Annotated in this window: 24 protein-coding genes and 1 tRNA gene; 6 read left to right on the top strand and 19 right to left on the bottom strand. The window is 55.6% G+C overall.

What is annotated here, in order from left to right:
* Window positions 1-29: 29 nt before the first annotated feature.
* Window positions 30-1214, bottom strand: a complete 1185-nt coding sequence (locus tag Q0746_RS01235; RefSeq protein ID WP_298256401.1) for an ABC transporter substrate-binding protein — start codon at window positions 1212-1214, stop codon at window positions 30-32.
* A gap of 196 nt (window positions 1215-1410) precedes the next feature.
* Here Q0746_RS01235 and Q0746_RS01230 point away from each other — a divergent pair, with 196 nt between their 5' ends.
* Entirely contained in the window at window positions 1411-2499 is a 1089-nt protein-coding gene (locus tag Q0746_RS01230; protein WP_298256399.1) for a PQQ-dependent sugar dehydrogenase, read from the top strand.
* 86 nt (window positions 2500-2585) lie between these two features.
* On the opposite strand, the gene Q0746_RS01225 is transcribed toward Q0746_RS01230, so the two are convergent.
* From Q0746_RS01225 to Q0746_RS01215, 3 genes are all read right to left on the bottom strand, one after another.
* Complete coding sequence (locus Q0746_RS01225) at window positions 2586-3986, bottom strand: TRAP transporter large permease (protein WP_298256398.1); 1401 nt, start codon at window positions 3984-3986, stop codon at window positions 2586-2588.
* Window positions 3986-4615, bottom strand: coding sequence for a TRAP transporter small permease (locus tag Q0746_RS01220; RefSeq protein ID WP_298256395.1), 630 nt, complete (start codon window positions 4613-4615; stop codon window positions 3986-3988). The genes Q0746_RS01225 and Q0746_RS01220 overlap by 1 nt, the downstream gene beginning before the upstream one ends.
* Before the next feature lie 61 nt (window positions 4616-4676).
* Window positions 4677-5690, bottom strand: a complete 1014-nt coding sequence (locus tag Q0746_RS01215; RefSeq protein ID WP_298256393.1) for a C4-dicarboxylate TRAP transporter substrate-binding protein — start codon at window positions 5688-5690, stop codon at window positions 4677-4679.
* Between the two features lie 257 nt (window positions 5691-5947).
* On the opposite strand from Q0746_RS01215, the gene Q0746_RS01210 reads away from it, so the two are divergent.
* Both Q0746_RS01210 and gloB read left to right on the top strand, forming a co-directional pair.
* Window positions 5948-6694 carry an HpcH/HpaI aldolase/citrate lyase family protein gene (locus tag Q0746_RS01210; protein ID WP_298256391.1) on the top strand — a complete coding sequence of 249 codons (747 nt, stop codon included), beginning with the start codon at window positions 5948-5950 and terminating at the stop codon, window positions 6692-6694.
* Between the two features lie 61 nt (window positions 6695-6755).
* Entirely contained in the window at window positions 6756-7511 is a 756-nt protein-coding gene (gene gloB, locus Q0746_RS01205; protein WP_298256389.1) for a hydroxyacylglutathione hydrolase, read from the top strand.
* A gap of 514 nt (window positions 7512-8025) precedes the next feature.
* On the opposite strand, the gene phoB is transcribed toward gloB, so the two are convergent.
* The 7 genes from phoB to Q0746_RS01170 form a co-directional block, all read right to left on the bottom strand.
* Entirely contained in the window at window positions 8026-8712 is a 687-nt protein-coding gene (gene phoB / locus Q0746_RS01200) for a phosphate regulon transcriptional regulator PhoB (RefSeq protein WP_298256387.1), read from the bottom strand.
* Window position 8713: 1 nt separating this feature from the next.
* On the bottom strand, window positions 8714-9433 hold the full coding sequence (gene phoU, locus Q0746_RS01195; RefSeq protein WP_298256386.1) for a phosphate signaling complex protein PhoU: 720 nt from the start codon (window positions 9431-9433) through the stop codon (window positions 8714-8716).
* An 11-nt stretch (window positions 9434-9444) separates the two neighbouring features.
* Window positions 9445-10239 carry a phosphate ABC transporter ATP-binding protein PstB gene (gene pstB / locus Q0746_RS01190; protein ID WP_298256384.1) on the bottom strand — a complete coding sequence of 265 codons (795 nt, stop codon included), beginning with the start codon at window positions 10237-10239 and terminating at the stop codon, window positions 9445-9447.
* Window positions 10240-10251: 12 nt separating this feature from the next.
* Window positions 10252-12021, bottom strand: coding sequence for a phosphate ABC transporter permease PstA (gene pstA / locus Q0746_RS01185; protein WP_298256383.1), 1770 nt, complete (start codon window positions 12019-12021; stop codon window positions 10252-10254).
* Between the two features lie 22 nt (window positions 12022-12043).
* Entirely contained in the window at window positions 12044-13420 is a 1377-nt protein-coding gene (pstC, locus tag Q0746_RS01180; RefSeq protein WP_298256381.1) for a phosphate ABC transporter permease subunit PstC, read from the bottom strand.
* A 94-nt stretch (window positions 13421-13514) separates the two neighbouring features.
* A complete protein-coding gene (locus Q0746_RS01175) occupies window positions 13515-14516 on the bottom strand; it encodes a substrate-binding domain-containing protein (protein WP_298256379.1) in 1002 nt (333 codons plus the stop codon).
* 141 nt (window positions 14517-14657) lie between these two features.
* Window positions 14658-15683 (bottom strand): ATP-binding protein, encoded by a 1026-nt coding sequence (locus Q0746_RS01170; protein ID WP_298256378.1) that lies wholly within the window; start codon window positions 15681-15683, stop codon window positions 14658-14660.
* Window positions 15684-15836: 153 nt separating this feature from the next.
* Here Q0746_RS01170 and Q0746_RS01165 point away from each other — a divergent pair, with 153 nt between their 5' ends.
* On the top strand, window positions 15837-16229 hold the full coding sequence (locus tag Q0746_RS01165) for a hypothetical protein (RefSeq protein WP_298256376.1): 393 nt from the start codon (window positions 15837-15839) through the stop codon (window positions 16227-16229).
* A gap of 1 nt (window position 16230) precedes the next feature.
* Here the strand turns inward: Q0746_RS01165 and Q0746_RS01160 are convergent, their stop codons facing one another.
* From Q0746_RS01160 to Q0746_RS01130, 7 genes are all read right to left on the bottom strand, one after another.
* Complete coding sequence (locus Q0746_RS01160; RefSeq protein WP_298256374.1) at window positions 16231-17496, bottom strand: glutamate-5-semialdehyde dehydrogenase; 1266 nt, start codon at window positions 17494-17496, stop codon at window positions 16231-16233.
* Window positions 17497-17525: 29 nt separating this feature from the next.
* On the bottom strand, window positions 17526-18644 hold the full coding sequence (gene proB / locus Q0746_RS01155; protein WP_298256372.1) for a glutamate 5-kinase: 1119 nt from the start codon (window positions 18642-18644) through the stop codon (window positions 17526-17528).
* A complete protein-coding gene (gene obgE / locus Q0746_RS01150; RefSeq protein ID WP_298256370.1) occupies window positions 18632-19669 on the bottom strand; it encodes a GTPase ObgE in 1038 nt (345 codons plus the stop codon). The genes proB and obgE overlap by 13 nt, the downstream gene beginning before the upstream one ends.
* A 55-nt stretch (window positions 19670-19724) precedes the next feature.
* Window positions 19725-20261 (bottom strand): GNAT family N-acetyltransferase, encoded by a 537-nt coding sequence (locus tag Q0746_RS01145; RefSeq protein ID WP_298256369.1) that lies wholly within the window; start codon window positions 20259-20261, stop codon window positions 19725-19727.
* Window positions 20261-20860: a LysE family translocator gene (locus Q0746_RS01140; protein ID WP_298256367.1), complete on the bottom strand. Its 600-nt coding sequence runs from the start codon at window positions 20858-20860 to the stop codon at window positions 20261-20263. The genes Q0746_RS01145 and Q0746_RS01140 overlap by 1 nt, the downstream gene beginning before the upstream one ends.
* An 81-nt stretch (window positions 20861-20941) precedes the next feature.
* Complete coding sequence (gene rpmA, locus Q0746_RS01135) at window positions 20942-21211, bottom strand: 50S ribosomal protein L27 (protein WP_298256365.1); 270 nt, start codon at window positions 21209-21211, stop codon at window positions 20942-20944.
* Window positions 21212-21223: 12 nt separating this feature from the next.
* Entirely contained in the window at window positions 21224-21922 is a 699-nt protein-coding gene (locus Q0746_RS01130) for a 50S ribosomal protein L21 (protein WP_298256363.1), read from the bottom strand.
* Window positions 21923-22072: 150 nt separating this feature from the next.
* Between Q0746_RS01130 and Q0746_RS01125 the strand changes: the two genes are divergently transcribed.
* Entirely contained in the window at window positions 22073-22456 is a 384-nt protein-coding gene (locus Q0746_RS01125) for a hypothetical protein (RefSeq protein ID WP_298256361.1), read from the top strand.
* A 7-nt stretch (window positions 22457-22463) separates the two neighbouring features.
* Here Q0746_RS01125 and Q0746_RS01120 read toward each other — a convergent pair whose 3' ends face one another.
* On the bottom strand, window positions 22464-23285 hold the full coding sequence (locus Q0746_RS01120) for a hypothetical protein (RefSeq protein ID WP_298256359.1): 822 nt from the start codon (window positions 23283-23285) through the stop codon (window positions 22464-22466).
* A gap of 181 nt (window positions 23286-23466) precedes the next feature.
* Between Q0746_RS01120 and Q0746_RS01115 the strand changes: the two genes are divergently transcribed.
* Window positions 23467-23556: transfer RNA gene (locus Q0746_RS01115), tRNA-Ser, on the top strand.
* Window positions 23557-23638: the final 82 nt, after the last annotated feature.

The following is a 23638-nucleotide window of genomic DNA, read 5'->3' as shown; positions in this document are numbered from 1 at the left end:
GGGCTGCTTTCTTAGGTTTTCAAAAGAGTTTAGCGGTACTTGATCGTGGAGTAGACGCCGTCTTTGAATTCGATTTCTTGGTAGTTACCGGCGGATTCACCAGCACCAACAAGCTCTACCGCTGAGGCCCCGACGTAGTTCACGTCTTGACCCTCTGCGATCAATTTCAAAGCTTTCTCCAACTCACCAGGGAAGATTTCAACACCAGGTGCGTTGGCAACATCAAAGATGTGGTCTTTGAAGTCTGCAGAAGCAGAAGATTTGGCCGCCTGCATGGAAAGCATGATCAACGCCGCTGCATCATATGATTCACCAGAGAACGCAGATGTGCCGTCAAAGCCTGCAGCCTTGGCCATTTCAGCATAGGTAGCGGCACCTTCGCTGTCTGTACCAGGATATGCGCCGTAAGAGCCATTCAGTTCTGCGCCGAAGATCTCATTCAACTTGGTGCCAACCATGCCGTCTGGCAGATAGAATGTGTCAAACGCGCCAGAGTCGATAGCCCCACGGATCACGCCAGAACCACCTTGGTCAACATAGCCGGCCACAACCAGTACTTCACCACCAGCCGATGCCAATGCGCCAACTTCCGCGGAATAGTCGGCCTTGCCGTCCTCATGTGCCGCGGAGATCGTGACTTCGCCACCGGCTGCTTCGAATTCAGCCTTGAAAGCGTCGGCCAGACCTTTGCCATAGTCATTGTTTGTGTAGGTAAGGGCCACGGATTTGACGCCGCGATCCTGCAAAATATTGGTCACGATCACGCCCTGACGCGCGTCGGAAGGTGCGGTGCGGAAGAACAGTCCGTCATCTTCTGCAGTCGACAGGCCTGGGGATGTAGCCGATGGGGACACCATCACTACGCCATTCGCACGCGCCACGTTCTGCAAAATCGCACCGGTCACACCAGAGCAATCAGCCCCCATGATCGCGTTTACTTTGTCAGAAGTTACCAAACGCTCTGCGGCGGCGGTTGCGGCACCGGCGTCAACACATGTGCTGTCGCCACGGATGCCTTCAACTTTGGCACCATCCAGCAAGGCGCCGGACGCGCTGACTTCTGCAATCGCCAATTCAGCACCAGCGCCCATTTGCGGGGTGATGGATTCAAGGGGGCCGGTGAACCCCAAAATGATACCGATTTTAACATCTTCAGCAGCGGCAATGCTGGTCATCATTGCGGATGCAGTTGTTGCGAGAAGAAGTTTTTTCATTTTTTGATCTCCCTGATCGTATTTTTATTGAATGAGCTTACGCAGGGATTCTTTAAAAGAAAAGGGGAGTTGCACGGCCCCAATTTTGTTGAAGTTCAAGGGTGGTGGCGGGGGTTTTCACATAAATGTTCAGTTGTTTTATGAGTGGATGTCGGTCAAGCTGTCATCGTCCTGACTTAAGAGCCTGGAGTGACGGATGTTCCTGAAATACTCGCTAATCGCGGTCGCATTAACCGCTGCCGTTCCCCTCAATGCTATGGAAAGCAGCGCGGGAAAGCTGACCGTGACCCTCATTGCCGATGGATTCGATGAGCCTTGGTCGGTGGAGCATCTGCCCGACGGTGCGGTTTTGGTCTCCGAGCGCGCAGGTTCACTTACCTATTTGCACCCAAATGGCACAAGGCACAAGATCTCCGGCGTACCAGATGTCGTCGACAATGGGCAGGGGGGCTTGCTTGATATCATGATCCCGCGTGATTTCGAACAAAGCCGCGAGATCTACCTGAGCTACGCCAATCGGGCAGGGGGCAGCTATGGCACGGCCCTCGGACGCGGCAAACTCAGCTCGGATGCGAAGTCCTTGGTCGGGTTCAAGCGAATTTTTCAACAAGCACGCGGGGCAACAAGCGCCAAACATTTCGGCTCACGGGTCGTCGAGGCCCGCGATGGCACTCTCTTCTTGACCATCGGCGATCGTGGTCAGCGATCCGAGGCCCAAAACTTGCAAAACCATAGTGGCACGGTTGTGCGGGTGCGGCGCTCGGGGGTGGTTCCGCCGGATAACCCGTTCATTGGCCGACCAGGGGCCGAGCCGGAGATATTTTCCTACGGCCACCGCAACCCCCAAGGTGCTGCGCTGGATTTGAACGGGAATCTCTATGTCGTTGAGCATGGCGCACGCGGTGGCGACGAGGTGAATAAAATCGATGCCGGTGAAAACTACGGCTGGCCGGTGATCAGCTACGGGCGACATTATTCAGGCTTGAAAATAGGCGAAGGCACGTCAAAGCACGGCCTCCAGCAACCCGAACACTATTGGGATCCGTCCATCGCTCCGTCGGGAATGATGATCTATTCGGGAAAGCTCTGGCCGGAATGGAGGGGGGATATCTTCGTAGGTTCGCTCAAGTTTGATATGATCTCTAAACTGGATGGAAAAACCCTAAGCGAAGAACGCCTTCAATCCAGTGCGACGGGCCGTGTGCGGGATGTCATCGAAGGGCCAAACGGGGAGATCTGGTTTCTCTCGGTGCATGACGGCGCCCTCTATGAGATCACCCCATAATTCTTAAGCATTGAACCGCGCCCCTCCGATAGATCAGGGGCGCGGAGCCCTATTTCCATTTGGTCCCAAATACTCAAAAGCAACATCTACCCCGCAAGGGACGGCAGCCAAAGCACGATGCTGGGAAAGGCCACCAATGCGGCGATGGTCAAGCCATCTGCAATGAAGAAAGGTGTGACGCCTTTGAACACATCTTGCACGCTGAGATCATCTCGAACCCCCGCCACCACGAAGCAGTTTAACCCGATGGGGGGGGTGATGAGACAGAACTCGGCCATCTTCACGACCAATATTCCAAACCAGATCGCGCACATGGGGCCGGACATGCCAAAGGTACTTTCTGCGGCAGTTACAGCTTCGCCACCGTTCAAAGCCATGACCGCCGGATAGACAACAGGCAGGGTCAGCAGCAACATGCCAATGGCGTCCATGAACATCCCCAAAACCGCATAGGCCAGCAAAATGCACACAAGGATCAGCATCGGCGACATCTCCAGCGTGGTAATCCAGTCGGAAAAGGCACCGGGAAGATCAGCGAAGCCAAGGAAGCGCACATAGATCAGCACCCCCCAAATGATGGTGAAAATCATCACCGTCAGCTTGGCCGTGTCGATAAGCGCCTCTTTCAATTGCCCCCACCGCATGCCACGGTAAACGGCCATCAAAAACACGATAAAGGCCCCAATCGCGCCACCTTCTGTCGGGGTGCCCCATGCGTCTCCGAAGGGGTTGTAGACAAAGAAGATAATGATAACGACAACTGCCACAATCGGTAGGGCAGGAGGCAGGGACGCAAAACGCTCGCGCCAGGTAAAACCAGTCACCGGAGGGCCGACGTTTTTAAAGACCACAGCGATGCCAATGATCAGCATCGCATAGATAACAGCTGAAAACGCCCCAGGCACAAAGCCCGCCAGCAACAATTTTCCGACGTCTTGCTCCACGATGATGGCATAGATCACAAGGATGGCCGAGGGCGGAATAAGCGACGCCAAGGTGCCACCTGCGGCCACAACACCAGCTGCAAACTGTTTATTATATCCGACTTTCAACATCTCTGGGATAGCGATGCGGGCGAAAACCGCAGCGGTGGCAACCGATGCCCCTGACACAGCGGCGAATCCGGCGGTCGCAAAAATGGTCGACACAGCCAATCCCCCTGGCACCCAAGCAAACCAGCGCTTGGCGGCCTCAAACAGGGCGGATGTCAGCTTGGCGTGATAGGCCAGATAGCCGATCAGGATAAACGTCGGAATGAGGCTCAGCGCCTGCGACGACACTTTGGAGTGGGGGACTTGCCCCGCAATCTTCACGCTGATTTCTACCGACTTCCACAATAGGCTTGGATCGTAGTCGAACCCGTTCCAGCGCAGCCAGACCAACCCGAACAGGCCTGCAGCCGCCGCCGCAAATGCCACCCGCATGCCCAGCACAACCATCGCCAGCATTCCGCCTGACACCCAAAGGCCAATGGTGATTTCATCCATCAGTCGGCCCCCTCAAGTTGTTCAGCTTCCAGTCGGGCTTGCTCGGCTACAGTGAGGATTAACGGCACGGCCACCGGCGCCTCCAATCCCAAGACAAATGCCCGCGCATAGCCCCATGATTGCAGCATCAGCCTTAGGGCGAGGACGGAAAAAGCAACGGGGACCAGCAATTTCGACGGCCAGATGGGAATGCCAATATCGATAGAACTGTCGCGACTCCACAGAGGTCTGCTCATGTCAAAGCTGCGATCAAAATGCGACCAGCTTCCCCAAATGAGCGCCAGTATCACCAGAAGAATAAGAAGAACCGAGAGCAGCTCAAACAACCACATGGCGCGCCCTTTCAGGGCTGCGATCACGATGTCCATACGGATATGTCCACCTTCGCGCTGCACGAAAGATACCCCCATAAAGGCGATCAAGGGCATCGCGGCCTCGATATAATCGACGTAGCCCGACAGCGGAGAATTGAAAAACTTACGCCCCGTTACGGAATAGGCGGCAAGGAACATCAAGGAGAAAACCGTGAGGCCTGAAAGCAGGGCAAACAAGCGCTCCAATGGCAGTAAGGCCCGATCAAGCTTGCTTAGAAGGCTGGAATCTTCCAGCACGGCGGCGGATCCGGCCATGTAAGTTACTCCCCCAGATGTCGTGATGCAGCGCCCCGCAAATAGGGCGCTGCTTTAGACTTTAGCTGCCGCGTTTGTCGGCGAGCGTTTTGACGACAAGGTCATAGAGCTCTTGGCCAGGCAGGCCTTGGGCTTCCATATCCTTGATCCAAGCGTCGCGGATCGGGTCGGCAGCCTTGGCGCGGAATTCGGCCAAGACGTCTTCGCTGATCTCAACCTTTTTGACGCCTTTTTCCTCCAGTACGCTGTCCCATTTTTTGAGCAGCTCGCCGTAGTTGGCCAAATAGTGATCCAAGGCCTCTGGAACAGAGCTGTCCAGCGCCGCACGCTCGGCGTCCGACAGGGCCTCATAGGCGTCGACATTGACGACGACAGGGCAGTTCACGGTGCCGGGGTTCAAGTTGGCGGTCCACCACTCTGCTTGATTGATGGTGCCAAACGACAAATGGGCGTGCTGGGCAAAGGCCACGGTGTCGACGACACCGGATTCCATCGCCTGATAGGCCTCTGTCGCGGTCACCGACGTTGGCACGGCGCCTACGGCTTCAAACGCTTTGCCCAATCCGCCGGTCGCACGAACACGCATGCCGTTCATTGCATCCAGCGTGTCCCGAGGCGCGCCGGTGCCGACGATGTTGTACTGCGGCATTGGCGACGTCATCAGAAGTTTGGCGTTCCATTGCGCCATTTCCTCGGCTGCAGCAGGGTGGGCATAGACGGCGCTGGATACCGCTACTTCTTCCTCAAGGTTTGCGACGCCCAAGAACGGCAGTTCCAGCACGGTAACGACGCGGTTTTTATCGCGGTGGTATCCAGCGCAAAACTGCGCCATTTCAAATGCGCCAATGGAGATCCCATCTAGGTTCTCACGGTTTTTCGACAGGCCACCATAGCTGATATTCATGGTGAATTCGCCGTTGGTCTTTGCAGAGACCAATTCGGCAAGCTTCTCAACATGTTCAGTGAACGCGCGGCGTTTGCCCCAGACCGAGACATTCCATTCGGTGGCGGCCGCTTCGCCGACAAAGGACACTGTCAGCGCAGCTATAGCGGTGGTTTTGAGTAGTTTGTTCATTTGTTCCTCCCAAGGACGTCAGTTGTCCGACGTGTTATATGGACATGGTAGGGGGCAGGTTGCTCTGTGCAAGCTTGTCGCTGAGTAAAGTTGTAAGTGATTGATAGATAGGGGGTATTTGAATGTTGAGAGATGTTTGAGTTTCTGTTTTTCTGAAATTCCGCACATTTTTCTTCTCAGATGTCCGAATCCAGCTTGAAAGATGGGGCCCTTGGTGGCCTTGATGCAATCATCAGTTACAGGGGATTGCGTGAATTATGACGTCGCTAAAAGAGAGACTAGAAAAAGGCCAAGTTCAACAAGGATGCTGGTTGGGCTTAGGCACTGCGACCTCTGCCGAAATTGCCGCAACAGCGGGGTTTGACTGGTGTCTGATCGACGGCGAGCATGGCCCTTATGACATCTCCCAAGTCGCGCAACAGGCGCGCGTGCTGGGGCCAGACGCCTGTGTGCGGATCCCCAACGCCGAATGCTGGATGATCAAGCAAGTCCTTGATCTGGGCATTCACACCGTTGTAGTGCCGATGGTCGACACGGCCGACCAAGCCCGTGAACTGGCCTGTGCGATGCGCTACCCATCTAAAGAATTTCCGCAAGGAACCCGAGGAATTGGCGCCGCAATTGTACGGGCGTCAGGCTACAATCTTGACACCAGCTACCTTGCTCAGGCCAATGATCGCGTGTGCTTAATGGTTCAGGCTGAAACGACGACTGCCTTGGAGAACCTCGAAGAAATTTGCGCCGTTGACGGGGTGGATGGAGTGTTCGTCGGGCCGTCAGATTTGGCAGCATCGATGGGGTATCTGCATAATTTGGATGCGCCAGAGGTTCAGGCCGCCGTTGATGCAGCCCTGCGCAGGATTGCGGCCTCCGGCAAGATTGCAGGATGCCTGACATTGAATAAGGCGCGCTCGGAGCACTATATCAAAATGGGCGCGCGCTTTGTCGCGATTGCCTCTGATGTAGCGTTGCTAAGTGGAGCACTTCGCGCGGTCCGCAGCTAGGGTGTCTGATCTTTCGTGAACGCTAGCGTCTAAACAATACCTTTGGCCGTAGGAGGCCCCTATGTTGCAAATCCATCAATTCCCGCATCCGCCATTACAAAACTATGGCGTGCTTATCCATGACCCAGAGACAGGCGAAACAGCGGCAGTAGATGTGGGGGACGGGCCGGCCTATATGGCGGCTATTCACGCAACGGGATGGACTCCGACGCAGATATGGGTGACGCATCATCACTTCGATCACGTCACGGGGTTGTCAGAGGTGAAATCTGCCACTGGCGCTACCGTCTATGGCCCGCCAGGGATCGCAGGTGTGGATGAGGTGCTATCGGACGAGGATCATTTTTCGTTCGCAGGCCGACAGGTGGAGGTCATTCATGCTCCGGGGCATACGATGGATATGTTGAACTTTCACATCAAGTCAGAACGTATTGTATTTACAGGGGATACTTTGTTTGTGATGGGCTGCGGTCGCTTGTTTGAAGGCAGTCCTTCAACCATGTGGAGCAGCATGCAGAAGCTTACAGCTTTGCCGGATCAGACGGTGATTTATTGTTCCCATGAATATACATTGGAAAATGCGAAATTTGCGGTTTCGGTCGATCCAGACAATATGGCGTTGCGCAATCGAATGATCGAGGTTGAGCAACTTCGAGAGCAAGGAGACCCCACGGTTCCCACGACATTGGCGCAAGAGCTCGCCACCAACCCGTTTTTGCGCTGCGCAAACCCCGAAATTCGGACGAAGTTGGGGCTGGAGCAGGCCAGCGACAGCGAAGTTTTCGCGGAGTTACGGCGTCTGAAAGATCACTTTTAGCAAGGCATCGGCATGGGGCAGGGCCTATGGATACCCTACTCATCATATAGGAAAGCAGTGCATTGATTACATGAGATGCACATCGCATCTCGTTGTAAAAGAATGGAATATCAAGCTTTGTAGAAAGCGTGCTGATGACGTTCAGAGTGCAATGCGAGATCCTGGTTTGCCGTACCGGCAGATGAACGAGTACGCTGCTCGAAGCAAACGCCACGGTTGAAGCGAATGATCTGACTGCGGCGTTCCACGATACAGCTCGCTACGCAGTGGATGCAGCACCATGGGAGCATTGCCGTTCAGGGCCGATGGCCTGGTAGTCGTTTACGAGTGGACTGTGAAGGACCGAAGGCAGTTCGTAAAATCTTAACGATGGGGAGGATCGGTAAAGGTGATTAATGTGGCCTGCAGGATCTGATTGGGTTTACTAATAATCAGTATTATGTAAATTAAAGATAGCTCTAAACATGAGCCCTAGTTTAAAACATCGCCTTATCCATATGATTGCATTGATGTATTATCCCAAAGAATAGCCAGCGCCGCGGACGGTTCGAATGGGATCATCCCCCCCGAAGGAACACAAAGCTTTGCGCAAACGTCCAACGTGGACGTCTACAGTACGTGTATCGACGTAGATGTCGCGACCCCAAACACGATCGAGCAATTGCTCTCGTGACCACACCCGACCAGGACGTTCCATGAAAGTCGCCAAAAGTCGAAACTCTGTCGGGCCAAGCTTCAGCATGGCGTCGTCGCGATACACTCGATGTTCAGTCAGATCCAACACCACATCATCATGTTCCAAGCGCTGACCAACAGAAGCCGGACGTGATCTGCGTAATTGAGTACGGATACGCGCCAGAAGCTCTGCGATGGAATATGGTTTGACGACATAGTCGTCAGCGCCGATTTCGAGGCCCCGAACACGATCATCTTCTTCGGATCGGGCCGATAGCATGATGACGGGAATGGCGCGTGTGTCGGGGTTGCTCTTGATTTGGCGACAAATCTCGATCCCCGAGACATTGGGCAACATCCAATCCAGAACAATCGCATCGGGAGTATGCTCTTTGATCATCAGCAAAGCTTCGTCGCCGTTTTCTGCAGCTTCGACCTGATACCCTTCAGCACTGATGTTATAAATCAGAACTTCGCGTTGCGCAGGGTTATCTTCTACAACAAGAACATAAGGTTGCGAGAGCATGTTAAACCTTGCCCAAGGCGCTATCGATTGAGGTTTTGTCTTGCTTATCGCGGTCTTCTTCAGGAAGCCCACCGGTCACAAGGTAGATCACTTGCTCCGAAATCGATGTGACGTGATCGCCCATGCGTTCCACGTTCTTAGCGATGAAATGAAGATGCATGCAGGCGGTGATGTTGCGCGGGTCTTCCATCATGTGGGTCAGGAACTCACGGAACAATGCGTTGTACATCTGATCAACATCGCCGTCGCGTCGCCGCACGTCTTCTGCCAAAGCCACATCGCGTTGGATGTAGGCATCCAGAGCGTCCTTCAGCATCAAACTGACAAGTTGAACCATGCGGCGCAATGCCCCGCCCGACCCGTTGATTGCGGGCATTTCGGACAAAACGGAAGTGCGCTTGCCTAGGTTCTTTGCATAGTCCCCCATGCGTTCTAGATTGCCCGATATCTTAAGCACGGTCAGCACGGTGCGAAGATCACCTGCTGTGGGCGAGCGTGTCGCAATGATCCGCGCAACTTCGGAGGCCACCTGCTCTTCCAAAGCGTCAATCTGCTTGTCATTTTTGCGAACCTGCTCGGCCAATTCAACGTCTCGCAATTCCAACGCGCGTGCGGCGTCAGATATTGCGGTTTCAACCATTCCGCCCATTTTCATGATCAAGGTTTGAACCGCGGCCAAATCACGGTCGAAGGCCGATACGATGTGTTCTTTATCAGTCATGGTTCTGCTCCCTACCCGATCCGTCCGGTGATGTAGCTCTCGGTTCGGCTGTCTTCTGGGTTTGTGAAAATTTTATCGGTGTCGCCGTATTCTACAACCTCGCCCAAGTGGAAGAAGGCAGTTTTCTGACTGACGCGCGCGGCTTGTTGCATAGAGTGCGTGACGATCACCACCGTGTAGCTGGCGCGTAATTCGTCAATGAGTTCCTCGACTTGCGCGGTGGCAATCGGATCAAGGGCTGAGCATGGCTCATCCATCAGCAAGACTTCTGGGGCGGTTGCAATGGCGCGACCAATGCAAAGGCGTTGCTGTTGGCCACCTGACAAGCCGGTGCCAGGCTGGTGCAAGCGGTCTTTTACCTCATCCCAAATTGCGGCGCGGCGCAAAGATTGCTCGACGATTTCATCAAGCTCTGACTTGTTTTTTGCCAGACCGTGTATCGTCGGGCCATAGGCCACGTTGTCGTAGATTGACTTGGGGAATGGGTTCGGTTTTTGGAACACCATGCCCACACGGGCCCGCAGTTGAACCGGATCAACGGACTTGGCGTAGATATCTTCGTTTTCCAACAAGATGTCGCCGGTAACGCGGCAAATATCGATGGTGTCATTCATCCGGTTGATGCAGCGCAAAAAGGTGGATTTGCCACAACCCGACGGTCCGATAAATGCGGTGACGGCCTTGTCTTCAATATCGACATTCACATTTTTGATGGCATGTGTGTCGCCGTAGAAAACGTCCACGCCTTTGGCGCTAATTTTGATGTCTTTGGACATGGTCGGCTCCGTTTGAAGTGTCTGTGTCATATCGAGCATTGTCTACCACCGTCTTTCAAATCGTTTGCGCATGAATACGGCGATGGCGTTCATCACCACGAGGAAGAGAAGCAGCACGCAGATCGCGGCAGAGGTTCTTGCCTCAAAGGCGCGCTCAGGGAAGTCGGACCAGCGGAACACCTGAACGGGCAGCACGGATGCGCTATCGGTGATCGAGCCTGGAATATCGACAATGAAGGCCACCATGCCGATCATAATCAAGGGCGCGGTTTCGCCCAAAGCTTGCGCCATGCCGATGATCGTGCCGGTTAGAATTCCAGGCATCGCCAGCGGTAGTACATGGTGAAACGTCGCTTGGATCGGACTTGCCCCAAGTCCCACGGCGGCATCTCGGATGGAGGGTGGCACCGCGCGAATGGAGGCGCGCGAGGCGATGATGATGGTCGGCAGCGTCATTAGCGCCAGCACGATGCCACCGGCCAATGGCGCTGATCTGGGAACCCCGAACACCCCAAGGAATACCGATAGCCCCAGCAGGCCAAACACGATGGAGGGCACAGCCGCAAGGTTGTTGATATTGACCTCTACGAAGTCGGTGAGCTTGTTCTTAGGGGCGAATTCTTCAAGGTAGATCGCGGCCATTACACCTGTGGGGAAGGCCAACAGGAAGGTGACAACCATGGTCCAGAAAGAGCCAGCGACGGCCCCCCAAATCCCTGCCAATTCAGGTTCTCGGCTGTCGCCTGCTGTGAAGAAACGCGTGTTGAAGACCACATCCACCCTGCCCTGCGATTTGAGCTGTTCGATCCAGATGATCTGGTTGTCGGACACTTTGCGCGCGGCCTCGGGCAGTTCTGTGATGAACAATTTCCAAGGCGTGCCGGAGACGACTTCGCCTTCTACCGGCAACACCACCTCCGCTACACCGCCCGTTGGGGTGATATGCGTCAGTTTCAGCCAGCCGCCGGCCACGTTTACAAGCACCGAGCGGTTGTCTTCATCCAAAGCTTCATTGCCGCCGTCAGCAGCGGCGCGGGCGTCCAGCTCTGCGGCCTCATCAAGCAGTTTGTCGCGGGCGGCTGCACGAGCAATCGCAAGCGCCTCGTTCTTCTGGCGGTCGTCATCCGTCTTGGCCTCTTCGGCGCGACGGGTGAATTCAGTGACACCGTTCTCCTGCAATGCGGCCTGTTTGCGAAGACGGTCTGCTTTGCCGATCAGCCCTTCTTTGACGCGCTCCAGCGCTAGGGCGAAATCCTCTGACGTGGATGACACGGCTATGCTGTCACCCTCCGCGGTCAGGGTCAGATGTCCCGATACGCTTTGAGACTGGAAGCTGCCAAAGGCGTCTTTCAGATACAGGTCTGTCACATCGGAGGCGAGAAAATCATAGTCGATGCTCTGACCTACCAAAGACGGGTCGGCTGCGACTTTCTCAGCCAGCTCGAATGCTGCTCCTGACGACGTCAGATCATAGAGTTGGCGTCGGGCCGTGCGGCCTTTGGCGTCGGGGAAGTGAGCTTTAAGCGCGTCCTTGGTCAAGCCGGTAAAATCTCCGCGGCGGATGATCTTGGGGTCACCTGTGCCATCAGGATCAATCTCGGCGGCGTCCAAGGTTACCGGAAGCGTCAGATAGGTTTCTGTCAACGCCCCCCCTGCCTTGGTCACAACCGAAGCCAAAAGAGCGATAAGTGCCGCCGCCGCACAGGCCAAGGCAAAGATGCCGTAGGCCTTAAGGCGGGTTTCAGCGAAGCGCCGTTTGCGGATGCGCTTGGCCGAAGCCTCGCCAGAGTGGCGCGTACTAAGAGTTGTCATATCTACCATGTGCCAGCAGCCCTTAATCGTAGAGTTCGCGGTATTTGCGCACGACGCGTTGTGCCGCAATGTTCATAAGCAAGGTCACGCAGAACAGCGTGAACCCAAGTGTGAAGGCAGGGCCCGCCGCCGTAGAGGCCTCGGTGTCCCCCGTGATCAGCATGACGATTTGCACGGTCACTGTGGTCACGGCCTCCAGCGGGTTTGCGGTCAAATTGGCCCCCTGCCCTGCAGCCATCACCACGATCATCGTCTCGCCTACGGCGCGTGAAATACCCAGCAAGACCGCAGATACAATGCCCGGCAACGCGGCTGGCAAAACGACTTGGCGGATGGTCTCGGCCTTGGTTGCGCCCAATCCGTAGGAGCCGTCGCGCAGGCTTTGTGGAACGGCGTTGATCACGTCGTCAGACAGCGAGGAGATGAACGGAATGATCATGATGCCCATAACAATGCCCGCCGCCAACGCACTCTCTGACGCGATGGTCAGGCCAATGCTTTCGCCCGAATTCCGGATGAATGGGGCCAAGGTGATGGCGGCGAAAAAGCCGTAAACAACGGTCGGAATACCCGCCAGCAATTCCAGCATCGGCTTGGCCCAAGCGCGCAGCTTCGGACTGGCGAAATCAGACAGGTAGACCGCTGACAAAAGTCCGATTGGCACGGCCACCAGCATTGCAATCACGGTGATCATCAAGGTGCCAGCAAACAATGGAATTGCGCCAACTTTATCGGGGTCCAGTTTTCCGGCCTGCACACCTGAAAGCGGTGACCATGTGGTTCCGAAAAGGAACTTGTGGATCTGCCAGTCGATGTTGTTGAAGAAGTTTATCGTCTCAAAGATCAGCGACATCACAATGCCGACGGTGGTCAGCACCGCAATCACGGCGGTCAGCATCAAGATGCGGCGAATGATGGTCTCGGAGCGGTTGCGCGCGCGCCAGTCGGGGGAAATTTTCCCCAAGGCCCAAGCCCCCGCCATCAGTGTGGCGATCAGGGCGGCTGCAATCGTGCCCCATTGGTGCAAGGCGCTGGTGCGGGTCACCTGTTGTGACATTGCGATGCGCAGCTCGTCGGTTTTGGAGGCAATGCCGCTATTGGCTATGGCATAGGCGTCCGACAGCACCAATTCCGCTTCAATGGCGGATAAATCGGGATGAGACGCGGATATCTGGGCAAGAAGGCTGCTTTCGATCCAAGCGCTCCAAAGCATGCCGACCAAAAGAAGCACCGTGATGCCGGAAATTGCCGATAGCAGCAGCGCCAATGTGCCGTGGAAATTCGGGCGCGAATGGAGGTTTCGGACCTCTCCACCCACGATGGAAAGAGCGCGGCTTCGCCCTGCAAGAAAGAACGCCAATGCAAGTGCAAGAACTGCGAAGAATGTGAGTGTTAGCATTCGATCCTCGAGGAGTATCTGTTGATCTTTCGTCGTACAACGAGGGCGACATCTGTGATATCGCCCTCGCCAATTGTTTTCTAACCCATGGGGCTTAGTTCCACTCGTTGCCAGTCATTTTGGTCAAGGAGTTCACATTGCCGGAGATGGTTTTGAATTCGTCTTCTGGCAGCGGGATCAGGCCCTTGTCGATCAAGTATCCTTCTTCACCGGCGGCATCTTCGGACAGAAACTCGTTTGCGTACTCTTGCAAGCCAGGGATGACACCCACGTGGGCGTTCTTGATGTAGAAGTACAAGGAACGTGAAACTGGGTACTCGCCACCTGCGATGTTGTCGAATGTTGGCTGAACGCCGTCAACTACCGCGCCTTGCAGCTTGTCGGAGTTCTGGTCGAGGAAAGAGAAGCCGAATACGCCAACCGCATTCGGGTTTGCTTCCAATTTCGACACGATCAAGTTGTCGTTTTCGCCAGCTTCGATATAGGCACCATCTTCGCGGATGTGGGAGCCGTCTTTCTTGCAATATGCTTTGTCGCCAGCTTCTGCTTTGGCACAGCCTTTTTGCATAACCAGCTCTTCGAAGGCGTCACGTGTGCCCGAGGACGGTGGAGGTCCCAGAACTTCGATTTTGATCACTGGAAGGGATGGATCAATGTCGGACCAGTTGGTCGGCTTTGGGCCTTCCGCTGCGAGAGCTTGCCAAAGTTGGGTGCGTGTGACCGCGAACTCTGGTCCGCCTTTTGCGTTGGCGATGACGATACCGTCAAACCCTACGATAGCTTCAGTCACTTCAGTGACACCATTGTCAGCGCAGAGTTTGAACTCTTTTGCTTTCATGCGGCGCGACGCATTTGTGATGTCTGGGTGCTCGGTGCCAACACCTGCGCAGAACAACTTCATACCGCCGCCGGAGCCGGTGGATTCAACAATCGGTGTTTGGAAATCAGTGGAGCGGCCGAATTGTTCTGCAACAGCTGTTGAGAAGGGAAATACTGTGGATGAGCCGACGACGCGGATCTGGTCACGGGCTTCTGCGGCAGTCACAGCTGCGGTGGCTAGAATAGCGGCGGAAGCCACTGTTTTGATGAACGACATACGGTCACTCCTTTAGTGTCATAATCTCACGTCCACCCCCTTGGTGGCTATGAATGACCGACGAAATAAATGCGCCGTGCTGACCTTTTGTGAACCTTTTGTAACAAGTTCATGACAACCTGCGATATGGGCGTAAAAAGTTCACGACTTTTGCGGGAAAAATACCGTGAATTGGCTTCCAACCTCTTGTTTAGAAGAGATTTCTAAGCGTCCTCTGTGCCGTTTTACGATATGCTTCACAATTGCCAAGCCCAGACCTGTTCCGCCCTGATTGCGGTTTCGGTGGTCATCCACGCGGTAAAAACGCTCTGTCAGCCGCGGAAGATGAAGCGGATCGATTCCCGCACCTTCGTCACGAATCTCCGCCTTTATAGCGGGTTGGCGCAGGGGCTGGTCGCGCGCGATGGTGCTCAGGCTTACGTGGATGGTTTTGCCCGTCCCGCCATATTTTATCGCATTCTCTATCAGGTTCAAAAACAGCTGGGTCAGCTGGTCACGGTCACCTTGTACAATGAAGGCGTTCTCCAGATTGGTGGCGTTCACGGTTATGTCGGCGTCCGACATCTTCCCTTCCAAAGTCGCAATGACCGAACGCAGCACCCCGCTGATGTCCACCTGATCGCGAGGGCGCACGCGTTCGTCCACTTCCACACGGCTCAAAGAGAGCAAATCACTCACCATGCGGCTCATTCGCTCGGCCTCGCGTTCCATAATGGAAAGGAAGCGGTCTTGAGCATCAGTGTCCCCGCGCGCGGGGCCTCGGAGGGTTTCGATGAACCCCATCAGACTGGTCAGCGGTGTGCGCAGCTCATGGCTGATATTGGCCACAAAGTCACGGCGCATAGCATCGTCTTCTTCATGGCGGGTCTGGTCTTCAAAGCTTATCACGGCTTGCCCGTTTCCGATGGCGCCTGCGCTAAGCTGGAAGCTGTGTTCGCCGGAATGGTTGGATAATACGAACCGCGCCGCCCCCGATCGGCCGTTGTCGAGGCAGGCTTCGATTGCCGCGGAGGCCTGTGCTTGGCGGATTAGGTTCACTACATTTTCGCCCGCCAGATCGCGCCCGAAAATCTCCGAGATTCCAGCGTTTGTATGCGTAACAATCCGGTCGCTTCCCACGATCATTGTCGGCAATGGGATGCCTTTCAGAAGCGCTTCAATCATCATGGTCCTTTTGCCTTTGTGCCGCTCGTCAGAGTGTTTGGTCTATGTCTTGCGCCTGTTTGAGGACAGGTAAACCTGTCTTGCGCGGTTTTCGACCCCTGTTAGCTTTAGGTTTTAGCAAGTTTGCAGGTCGAGTATGCCAGTCGGACATAAACGGTGAAACAGTTCAATACCCGCTCTTCTGTTCGCAGTCGGGGGTGTTCCCTAGACAATGTATCGCTTGCCATCGGGTTCAATCCGGTTGAGGTTGCACGACTGCCGCTTCATATTTTGCCCTATTCTCCGCCGGCGTATTTCATTGAAGCCGCGCGTTTAAATGACTTGGTTATAAAAGAGCTGAAGCCCTGCCTCATTGTATCACCCCTTGTGTTTCAAGATTGTGACGCGCTTGAACTGGCGCTGCGATTGGCCGGTTTGGGGTATCGCGGTTGCTACCGTGTGGTAAGTGGCCGCCTGCCCCGACCGGACATCGTCAAAGCAGAACTGTGCCTCGCCGCGCCCGACCTTTGCATTGAGTGGTTTGACCGAGAGCCCCTGTCGTATTCCTAACCTAGGCGCGAATGGTGCCGTCGCCTTTGACAATATACTTGAATGAGGTCAGCTGCTCTGCGCCGACAGGGCCACGGGCGTGCATTTTTCCAGTGGCGATGCCGATTTCGGCCCCCATGCCAAACTCCCCACCATCGGCAAATTGGGTGGAGGCATTATGCATCAAAATGGCACTGTCCAAGCGGCTAAGGAAAAGCTCCGCTGTGGCGTCATTTTCGGTCATGATGCAATCGGTGTGGTTCGATCCATATTCGCGAATATGGGCCATCGCGTCTTCCACGCTGCTGACCGTTTTAGCAGCGATCTCCATGTCGAGGAACTCTCGGCCCCAATGCTCAAGGCTGGCAGGCTGCGTGCCCTCAATACCCGACAGCTTCATGTCTGCGTCCACTGTGACACCTTTCTCCAACAAAGCGCGAATAACGCCCTGCCCGATGGTGTCGACCACATCTTCGTGGATCAGCAAGCATTCCGCCGCGCCACAAATCCCCGTCCGGCGCGTTTTGGCGTTCAACACAACATTGAGCGTTTTCTCTAGGTCGGCGTCTTTGTCGATATAGATGTGCACGATGCCTTCGAGATGGGCAAAAACCGGAACACGGGCTTCGCGTTGAACAAGGCCAACCAACCCTTTGCCGCCACGCGGAACAATCACGTCGATATAGTCGGTCATGGTCAGCATTTCCGACACCGCCGCGCGGTCGCGTGTGGGAACAAGCTGGATTGCGGCCTCGGGCAGACCCGCGTCTCGTAGACCTTTCACAAGGCATTCATGGATGGCGGTCGAGGAGTTGAAGCCCTCGGAGCCCCCACGCAAAATGACCGCATTTCCGGCTTTCAAGCATAAAGCACCGGCATCAGCGGTTACATTGGGGCGGCTTTCATAAATGACCCCGATGACCCCCAATGGTGTGCGCACTCTTTTGATCTGTAGCCCTGACGCCATATCCCACTCTGTGATCACCTTGCCGACAGGGTCGGCCTGTTCCGCCACAGCACGCAGGCCGTTTTGCATGGCGCGGATGCGGTCTTCATCCAGCATTAGGCGGTCCATCATTGCGGGGGACAGGCCCTTGTTGCGCCCGAATTCCATGTCCAGCTTGTTGGCTTCGATGATCTTGTGACGGTTGTCCCAAACGGCCTCGGCAGCACTTATCAAAGCGGCGTGTTTGCGCTCGGCGCTGGCATAAGACAGCTCGGCTGCGGCGGCGCGCGCTTGCTCCCCGATCTGGGTCATGACGGCGGGGATGTTGTCAACTTTGGTCATAGGAACAGGCCTTTATTGGTCAGGGTCAGTTAGAGCACCATATCGTCGCGGTGAACAAGCGCCGCACGTCCGGGGTAGCCAAGAATGGCTTCAATTTCGGAGGATTGATGCCCCTTAATCAGCTGGGCTTCGGCATGGGTATAGCGGGTCAGCCCGACACCTATGTTTGCCCCAGTTGTATCTGTTAGCGACACCGGATCACCACGCTCAAACGATCCGCTTACATGGGTCACACCGGCAGGAAGCAGGGATTTTCCCCGCCCAAGTGCTGCGACGGCGCCTGCGTCTAGGGTCAATATGCCCTGCGGTTTCATCGCTGAAATCCAGCGTTTTCGTGCAATCTGCGGGTCGGTTTGCGGGATGAACCAGCTGGAATTCGCGCCGTTCTCCAGCGCGTTCAATGGCGCCAGAACGGATCCTTCTGCGATGACCAAGGCGGCCCCTCCGGCCATGGCGGTTTTGGCGGCCATGACCTTGGTTTTCATCCCCCCCTTGGAGAGCCCAGAGCTGGCGTCGCCAGCCATGGCTTCGATTTCGGCCGTGACCTCATGGATCACTTCCAAACGTGTGGCATCAGGGGTGTCATTGGGGTTGGCCGTGTACAGCCCATCCACATCGGACAGCAAAACGACCAGATCGGCCCCCACCGTGACGGCCACTTGGGCCGCAAGGCGGTCATTGTCGCCGTAGCGGATTTCATCCGTGGCGATGGTGTCATTTTCATTCACGATGGGCACAACGCCCATGCCCAGCAATTGGCGCAAGGTGGCACGTGAGTTCAGATAGCGACGACGGTCTTGGCTGTCTTCCAAAGTGACCAATACCTGAGCAGTGGTCACGTCATGCGGGGCCAATGCATCCTCATAGGCGCGGGCCAGCCGGATTTGTCCGACGGCGGCTGCGGCTTGGGATTGCTCTAGGGGCAAAGCCCCTGATCCGAGGTTCAGCACCCCGCGTCCAAGGGCGATGGAGCCTGAGGACACCAAAACAACATCCTGTCCGCGACGCTTTAATCGCACTACGTCTTGGGCCAACCCGTGTAGCCAATCTTGCCGCAACGCACCGCTGTCGCGGTCGACCAGCAGGGCTGAGCCGATCTTGATGACAATGCGTTTGGCGCTTTTCAGGGAAGGTGTTAGGGGCGCCATGGTTCAGGCTCCTCGCCGGCTTTGGCGATACGCAGACGATCCTCCTGAATCTCCGAGCGCACTGCGCGTAGCACCTCCGTCAGCCCTTCGCGCGAGACACCAGACATCATCATGACCGGTCCACCGCAGGCGGCTTCCAACTCTGCCTTCTTCTCGGCGCGTTCGTCGTCGTCCAATGCGTCGATCTTGTTGAGTGCTGTTACGCGCGGTTTATCCGCTAACTCGCCGCCGTAGGCTTCAAGCTCGGTGATAATGGTTTGGTAATCCTCGGCGACGGTATCAGAGTTGCCATCAACCAGATGCAACAGAACCGAGCAGCGCTCGACATGCCCCAAGAAGCGATCACCAATGCCCTTGCCTTGGGAGGCCCCCGCGATCAGGCCAGGAATATCGGCCATGACGAATTCGGTATTATCAACCCCGACCACGCCAAGGTTTGGATGCAATGTGGTGAACGGATAGTCCGCGATCTTCGGACGGGCGTTTGAGGAGGCGGCCAAAAACGTCGACTTCCCCGCATTCGGCAGTCCCAAAAGACCGGAATCCGCGATCAGCTTCAGCCGTAGCCAGAGTGTGCGCTCAACGCCCGGTTGGCCCGGGTTGGCGCGACGCGGGGCTTGGTTGGTGGCGGATTTGAAGTGCAGGTTGCCCCAGCCGCCATTTCCGCCCTGTGCAAGAACGACCCGCTGCCCGACCTCTGTGACATCGGCAATGACGGTTTCCTCATCCTCGTCTAGGATTTCGGTTCCCACGGGCACGCGTAGAATAATGTCGTCGCCGCTGGCACCAGTGCGTTGCTGCCCCATGCCACCTTGGCCGGATTTGGCAAAGAAATGCTGTTGGTAGCGAAAGTCGATCAAGGTGTTCAACCCATCAACCGCTTCGGCAATTACATCGCCGCCCGCGCCGCCGTCCCCGCCATCGGGGCCGCCATACTCAATGTACTTCTCGCGCCGGAAGCTGATGCTACCACTACCGCCGCCGCCAGAACGGACATATACCTTCGTGAGGTCGAGAAATTTCATAGTCGTGGCCTTTTCTAGCGGGGTTGTGATGCCTTAACCTACAAGGCCGCAACCCTCAATCCAGCTTCTTAATATAGGTCCAAGTCGGCACTGTTGCGTCACGGGCAACGGAGAAGGTTTCCGCGTCTCCGATATACTCGAACCCAGCGTTGGTCAAAACCCGCGCCGACGCGGGATTGTCTTGAAACACCGAGCCAAATAGCGTGCGGCAGGCCTGCGGATTGGCCTCAATCAAGGCTTCTACGGCCTTTGACGCCAAGCCATTGCCCCACAGTTGTGGTGCGACCCAATACCCGATTTCGGATTGTTCGCGGTCCATACGAGTCAAAGCGATGACGCCGAGAACTTGGGAACTGTCCTCAGAGGGGTCGATCACCCAGACATCCTCCGCACGCTCATCTGCGAGTGAACGCTCAATGAACCCCTCGGTTGTGCCGGGTGGCAAGGGATGCGGAATCGAAGATGTGGCTTTGGCGATCCGCTCGTCGGCGGCATACATGCCCAATTGACCTGCATCTGCGGACGTCAAAGGACGCAGAACAAATCCGTCGGCCGCAATGATCGGCTGGGCGTAAATACCTTCAAAACTCATTATTTGCCTCCCGCAAATAGTACAAACAGAACACTGGCGACCGTTGCTGCTGCCAACATCCACATCAAATATTTTTCTTCGGGCGTTCCCGCCACAAGACGCGCTATGCGCTCGCCTCCATAGGTCCAAATGGGGTGCAAGATCAGCTGCAAGCCCAATAGTATCGCGGCAATTGTAACGGTTGCCTCAAAACTTGGTGTTTCGGGGTCCGTAAAAGCAGTAAAACCGGTCGTAATCATGGCCCATGCCTTGGGATTTAGCGGATGAACTATTAACCCCGCCATAAAACCGGGCGCAGAAGCCTTGATATTGGTGTTAAGACGCAGGTTCGCCACCCTCCACGCCAACCAAATAATGTAGCCAGCGGAAATCCACTTAAGCGCTTCAAACACCCAAGGGGCCGAGGTGGCGAGTTGCATCAAGCCAAAGCCAACCGGCCAGATCACCAATTGCTTGCCCAAAGCCACGCCAGCAACGAACGGCAGTGCAGGTCGCAACCCGTAGCGCGCACCTGTTGCGAGCAAGGCCATATTGGCCGGACCCGGTGTGCCAACTTGCGAAGCGGCAAAGATTGCGAATGATACGGCGGCGACACTCATGGTCTGGCCTTGCGTTACAAAAGAAAAAGGGACCGGTTTTTCAACCGATCCCTCAAATTTTCAAACCTTTGTGGGTCTCGGTTACTCGGCAGCCTCCGCCATCGGGACGATGGATACAAAGGTGCGACCTTTCAGGCCTTTATGGAACTTCACGTTGCCTTCGACTTTGGCGAAGATTGTGTGGTCTTTGCCCATGCCGACGCCTTCGCCAGGCCACTTAACAGTGCCGCGCTGACGAACGATGATGTTACCTGGAATGACAGCTTCGCCGCCATATTTTTTCACGCCAAGACGACGACCCGCTGAGTCGCGACCGTTCCGGGATGAACCACCTGCTTTTTTATGTGCCATCTCGTAGTCTCCTTATGCCAGTTTTTTGGCTTGATCGATCCAGCCTTCACGCTCGATACGACCTTTGAACGACAGTTTCTCATCCATAGCAGCCACATCGGCATCCGTCCACGCTGCGACCTGCGCAAATGTGGTCACGCCAGCTTCATGCAGTTTCTTCTCCAGCGCAGGGCCAACGCCCGACAGCTGTTTCAGATCGTCTGCGCCGTCAGTTTTAGCAGCGGCCTTCTTAGGTGCGGCTTTCTTCGGTGCAGCTTCTTTCTTAGGAGCAGCGGCTTTTTCAGCTTTCGCAGCTGGCTTCGCAGCGGCTTTGGCTTTCTTCTTCGGTGCAGGAGCCGCAGCTTCAACAGCAGCAACAGACACACCGCCACCATTGATGGCAGCTTTAACGCCGGACTTGTCGGCGCCTTTTTCAAGGATGTCAGTGATCCGCAGGAGCGTCAGTTGCTGACGGTGGCCCTTGGTGCGCTTGGAGGAGTGCTTACGGCGACGCTTAACGAAGTTAATCGTTTTAACGCCTTTGATCTGGTCGATGATCTCGGCTTGAACGCCTGCATCTTTGACCAAAGGAGCACCTACAGTGCCGCCTACCATCAAGATTTCGTTGAATTGAACTGTGTCGCCAGCGGCGGCGTCCAGTTTTTCGACGCGCAGAACGTCGCCTGAGGCGACTTTATACTGCTTGCCGCCGGTTTTTAGAACCGCGAACATATCGCATACCCTTTTATCTTCCGCGTCCTGTGGCCCCGCATTTCGCGGCGTTCATGGGCCTGTTCAGGCCACCTCGGACAGCGCGCCCCCGGTACGGGACGTCATTGCAAAAATCTACGCAACATGCGCAGATGCGGGCTTATGTTGGAAATGCGCCTCACTGTCAACAGGCCGCGGCCTCTAAACCTAGCGTTATTCGGCTTTTTGGCCTTTGCGGTGCTCGGGTGCGGCTCGACTGCGCCGTCCCATGTTCCCAATCCGGTCCTGTTTCCTGTCTACGCCGCTGGAAATGCCATTCACAATGCGCGGTATAATAAAAGACGCGCAGTGGTCAAAGCTCATGTGAAGAAGACCTTTGATCTATTGATTGCTGAAATTCAGGCGGGCGGCGGGCCGAACTTGGAATTGGGCTATGATCTGGCGGCGGTTCCTGTGCCCAAGCGCCCTGCCCTGACGGCTATGTTGTCCCAAGACCCCAATCTGCGCCGCGACATTGAGGCCGTGACGGTCAGCCTGATGGTTCACTCTGACTGACTAAAGTTCAGGTGTCTTCGCCTTCCATGAACTCGGCCGTGGCGCGCCCCAACTCGTAGCTTTGCTGTTCAAACATCTGGTCAAAGCCTGCAAACAGGACGGTGTTGAGGCGTTTGCCTGCGGGGGTTTTGGAGATGTCGATGTAGCGTTGCAACTCTGCCTTGGTTAACCCGCTATAGGCCACCGACGAGAAGTTCATCGTCCAGCTTTCCATTTCCGCGCGGATTTCGGGCTCTTGTTCCCAAACAGAGTTCAGCATGAAGCTTTCGGTCAATCCTTCGGCATAGCCTTCATTCGTCGCCATGCCTCGGTAGAATGCCAAATTGGAGTTCAGCGCGCCGGCCACATTGCTTTCGACCAACTCGTTCACTTTGATGAACTCTTTATACATCAAATAGAGGGCCGGATCCTCCTTGCGAATATCGGCAACAGTTGCGGCAGCGATGGCTTCGCCTGCGTCTGTGTTCAAAGCTTCACGCGCGTCGATCTCAATTTGCACGATACGCGCACCGAGTTCAGTTTCGAAAAATGCGAGGGCCGGTTCGGACGCTTCGATGTCCTTGATGGTTGCCATGCCTTCCAAGAAGGCCTTTTTGGCCCGTTGTGGCGCGTAGATGCGTGACAGCCGTGCAGTCCACGCGGGCGATGGGGCCACGCCGTCGCCGTCGGACATGTCCTGCCCTGCGGCGATGCCTTCTGCCTGCAAAACCTTAAACACCGTGTCCATATCTAGCGCGGTAAAGTAGCGGTCCAGCAATGACGCGCTTTGGGCGGCGACAGCGGAGGCGGAAATCATGAGCGCGGTGAAGCTGGCTGTTAGAAGGCGCATTGCATATCCTTTGCGGCGGGTTCTTACTTCAGAATAGGAGCCAAACGCGGCTTCGACAATGGCTGCCACGTTGAAATTATACTTAGCGACATTGGCTTGCGCGGAAATTGGCAGAGATGGGCTTGCAGCGGATGAAGTTGCCCGCTAAACCGCGCGCACCTGATCACAAGTCAGCCTTTGCGGAGAGGTGCCGGAGTGGTCGAACGGGACGGTTTCGAAAACCGTTGAGCTCGAGAGGGTTCCCAGGGTTCGAATCCCTGTCTCTCCGCCACATATTCTCCAATGATTGACCCCTCCTAGCGCCGTCTGTGGATGCTGCGTGTTGGCGGGTCACGGCGGGTCAGGAATATAGA

The organism is uncultured Litoreibacter sp. (assembly GCF_947487515.1).
Classification (GTDB): domain Bacteria; phylum Pseudomonadota; class Alphaproteobacteria; order Rhodobacterales; family Rhodobacteraceae; genus Litoreibacter.
The sequence above is the reverse complement of the archived record's forward strand: the minus strand, read 5'-3'. Positions and strand labels throughout refer to the sequence as shown.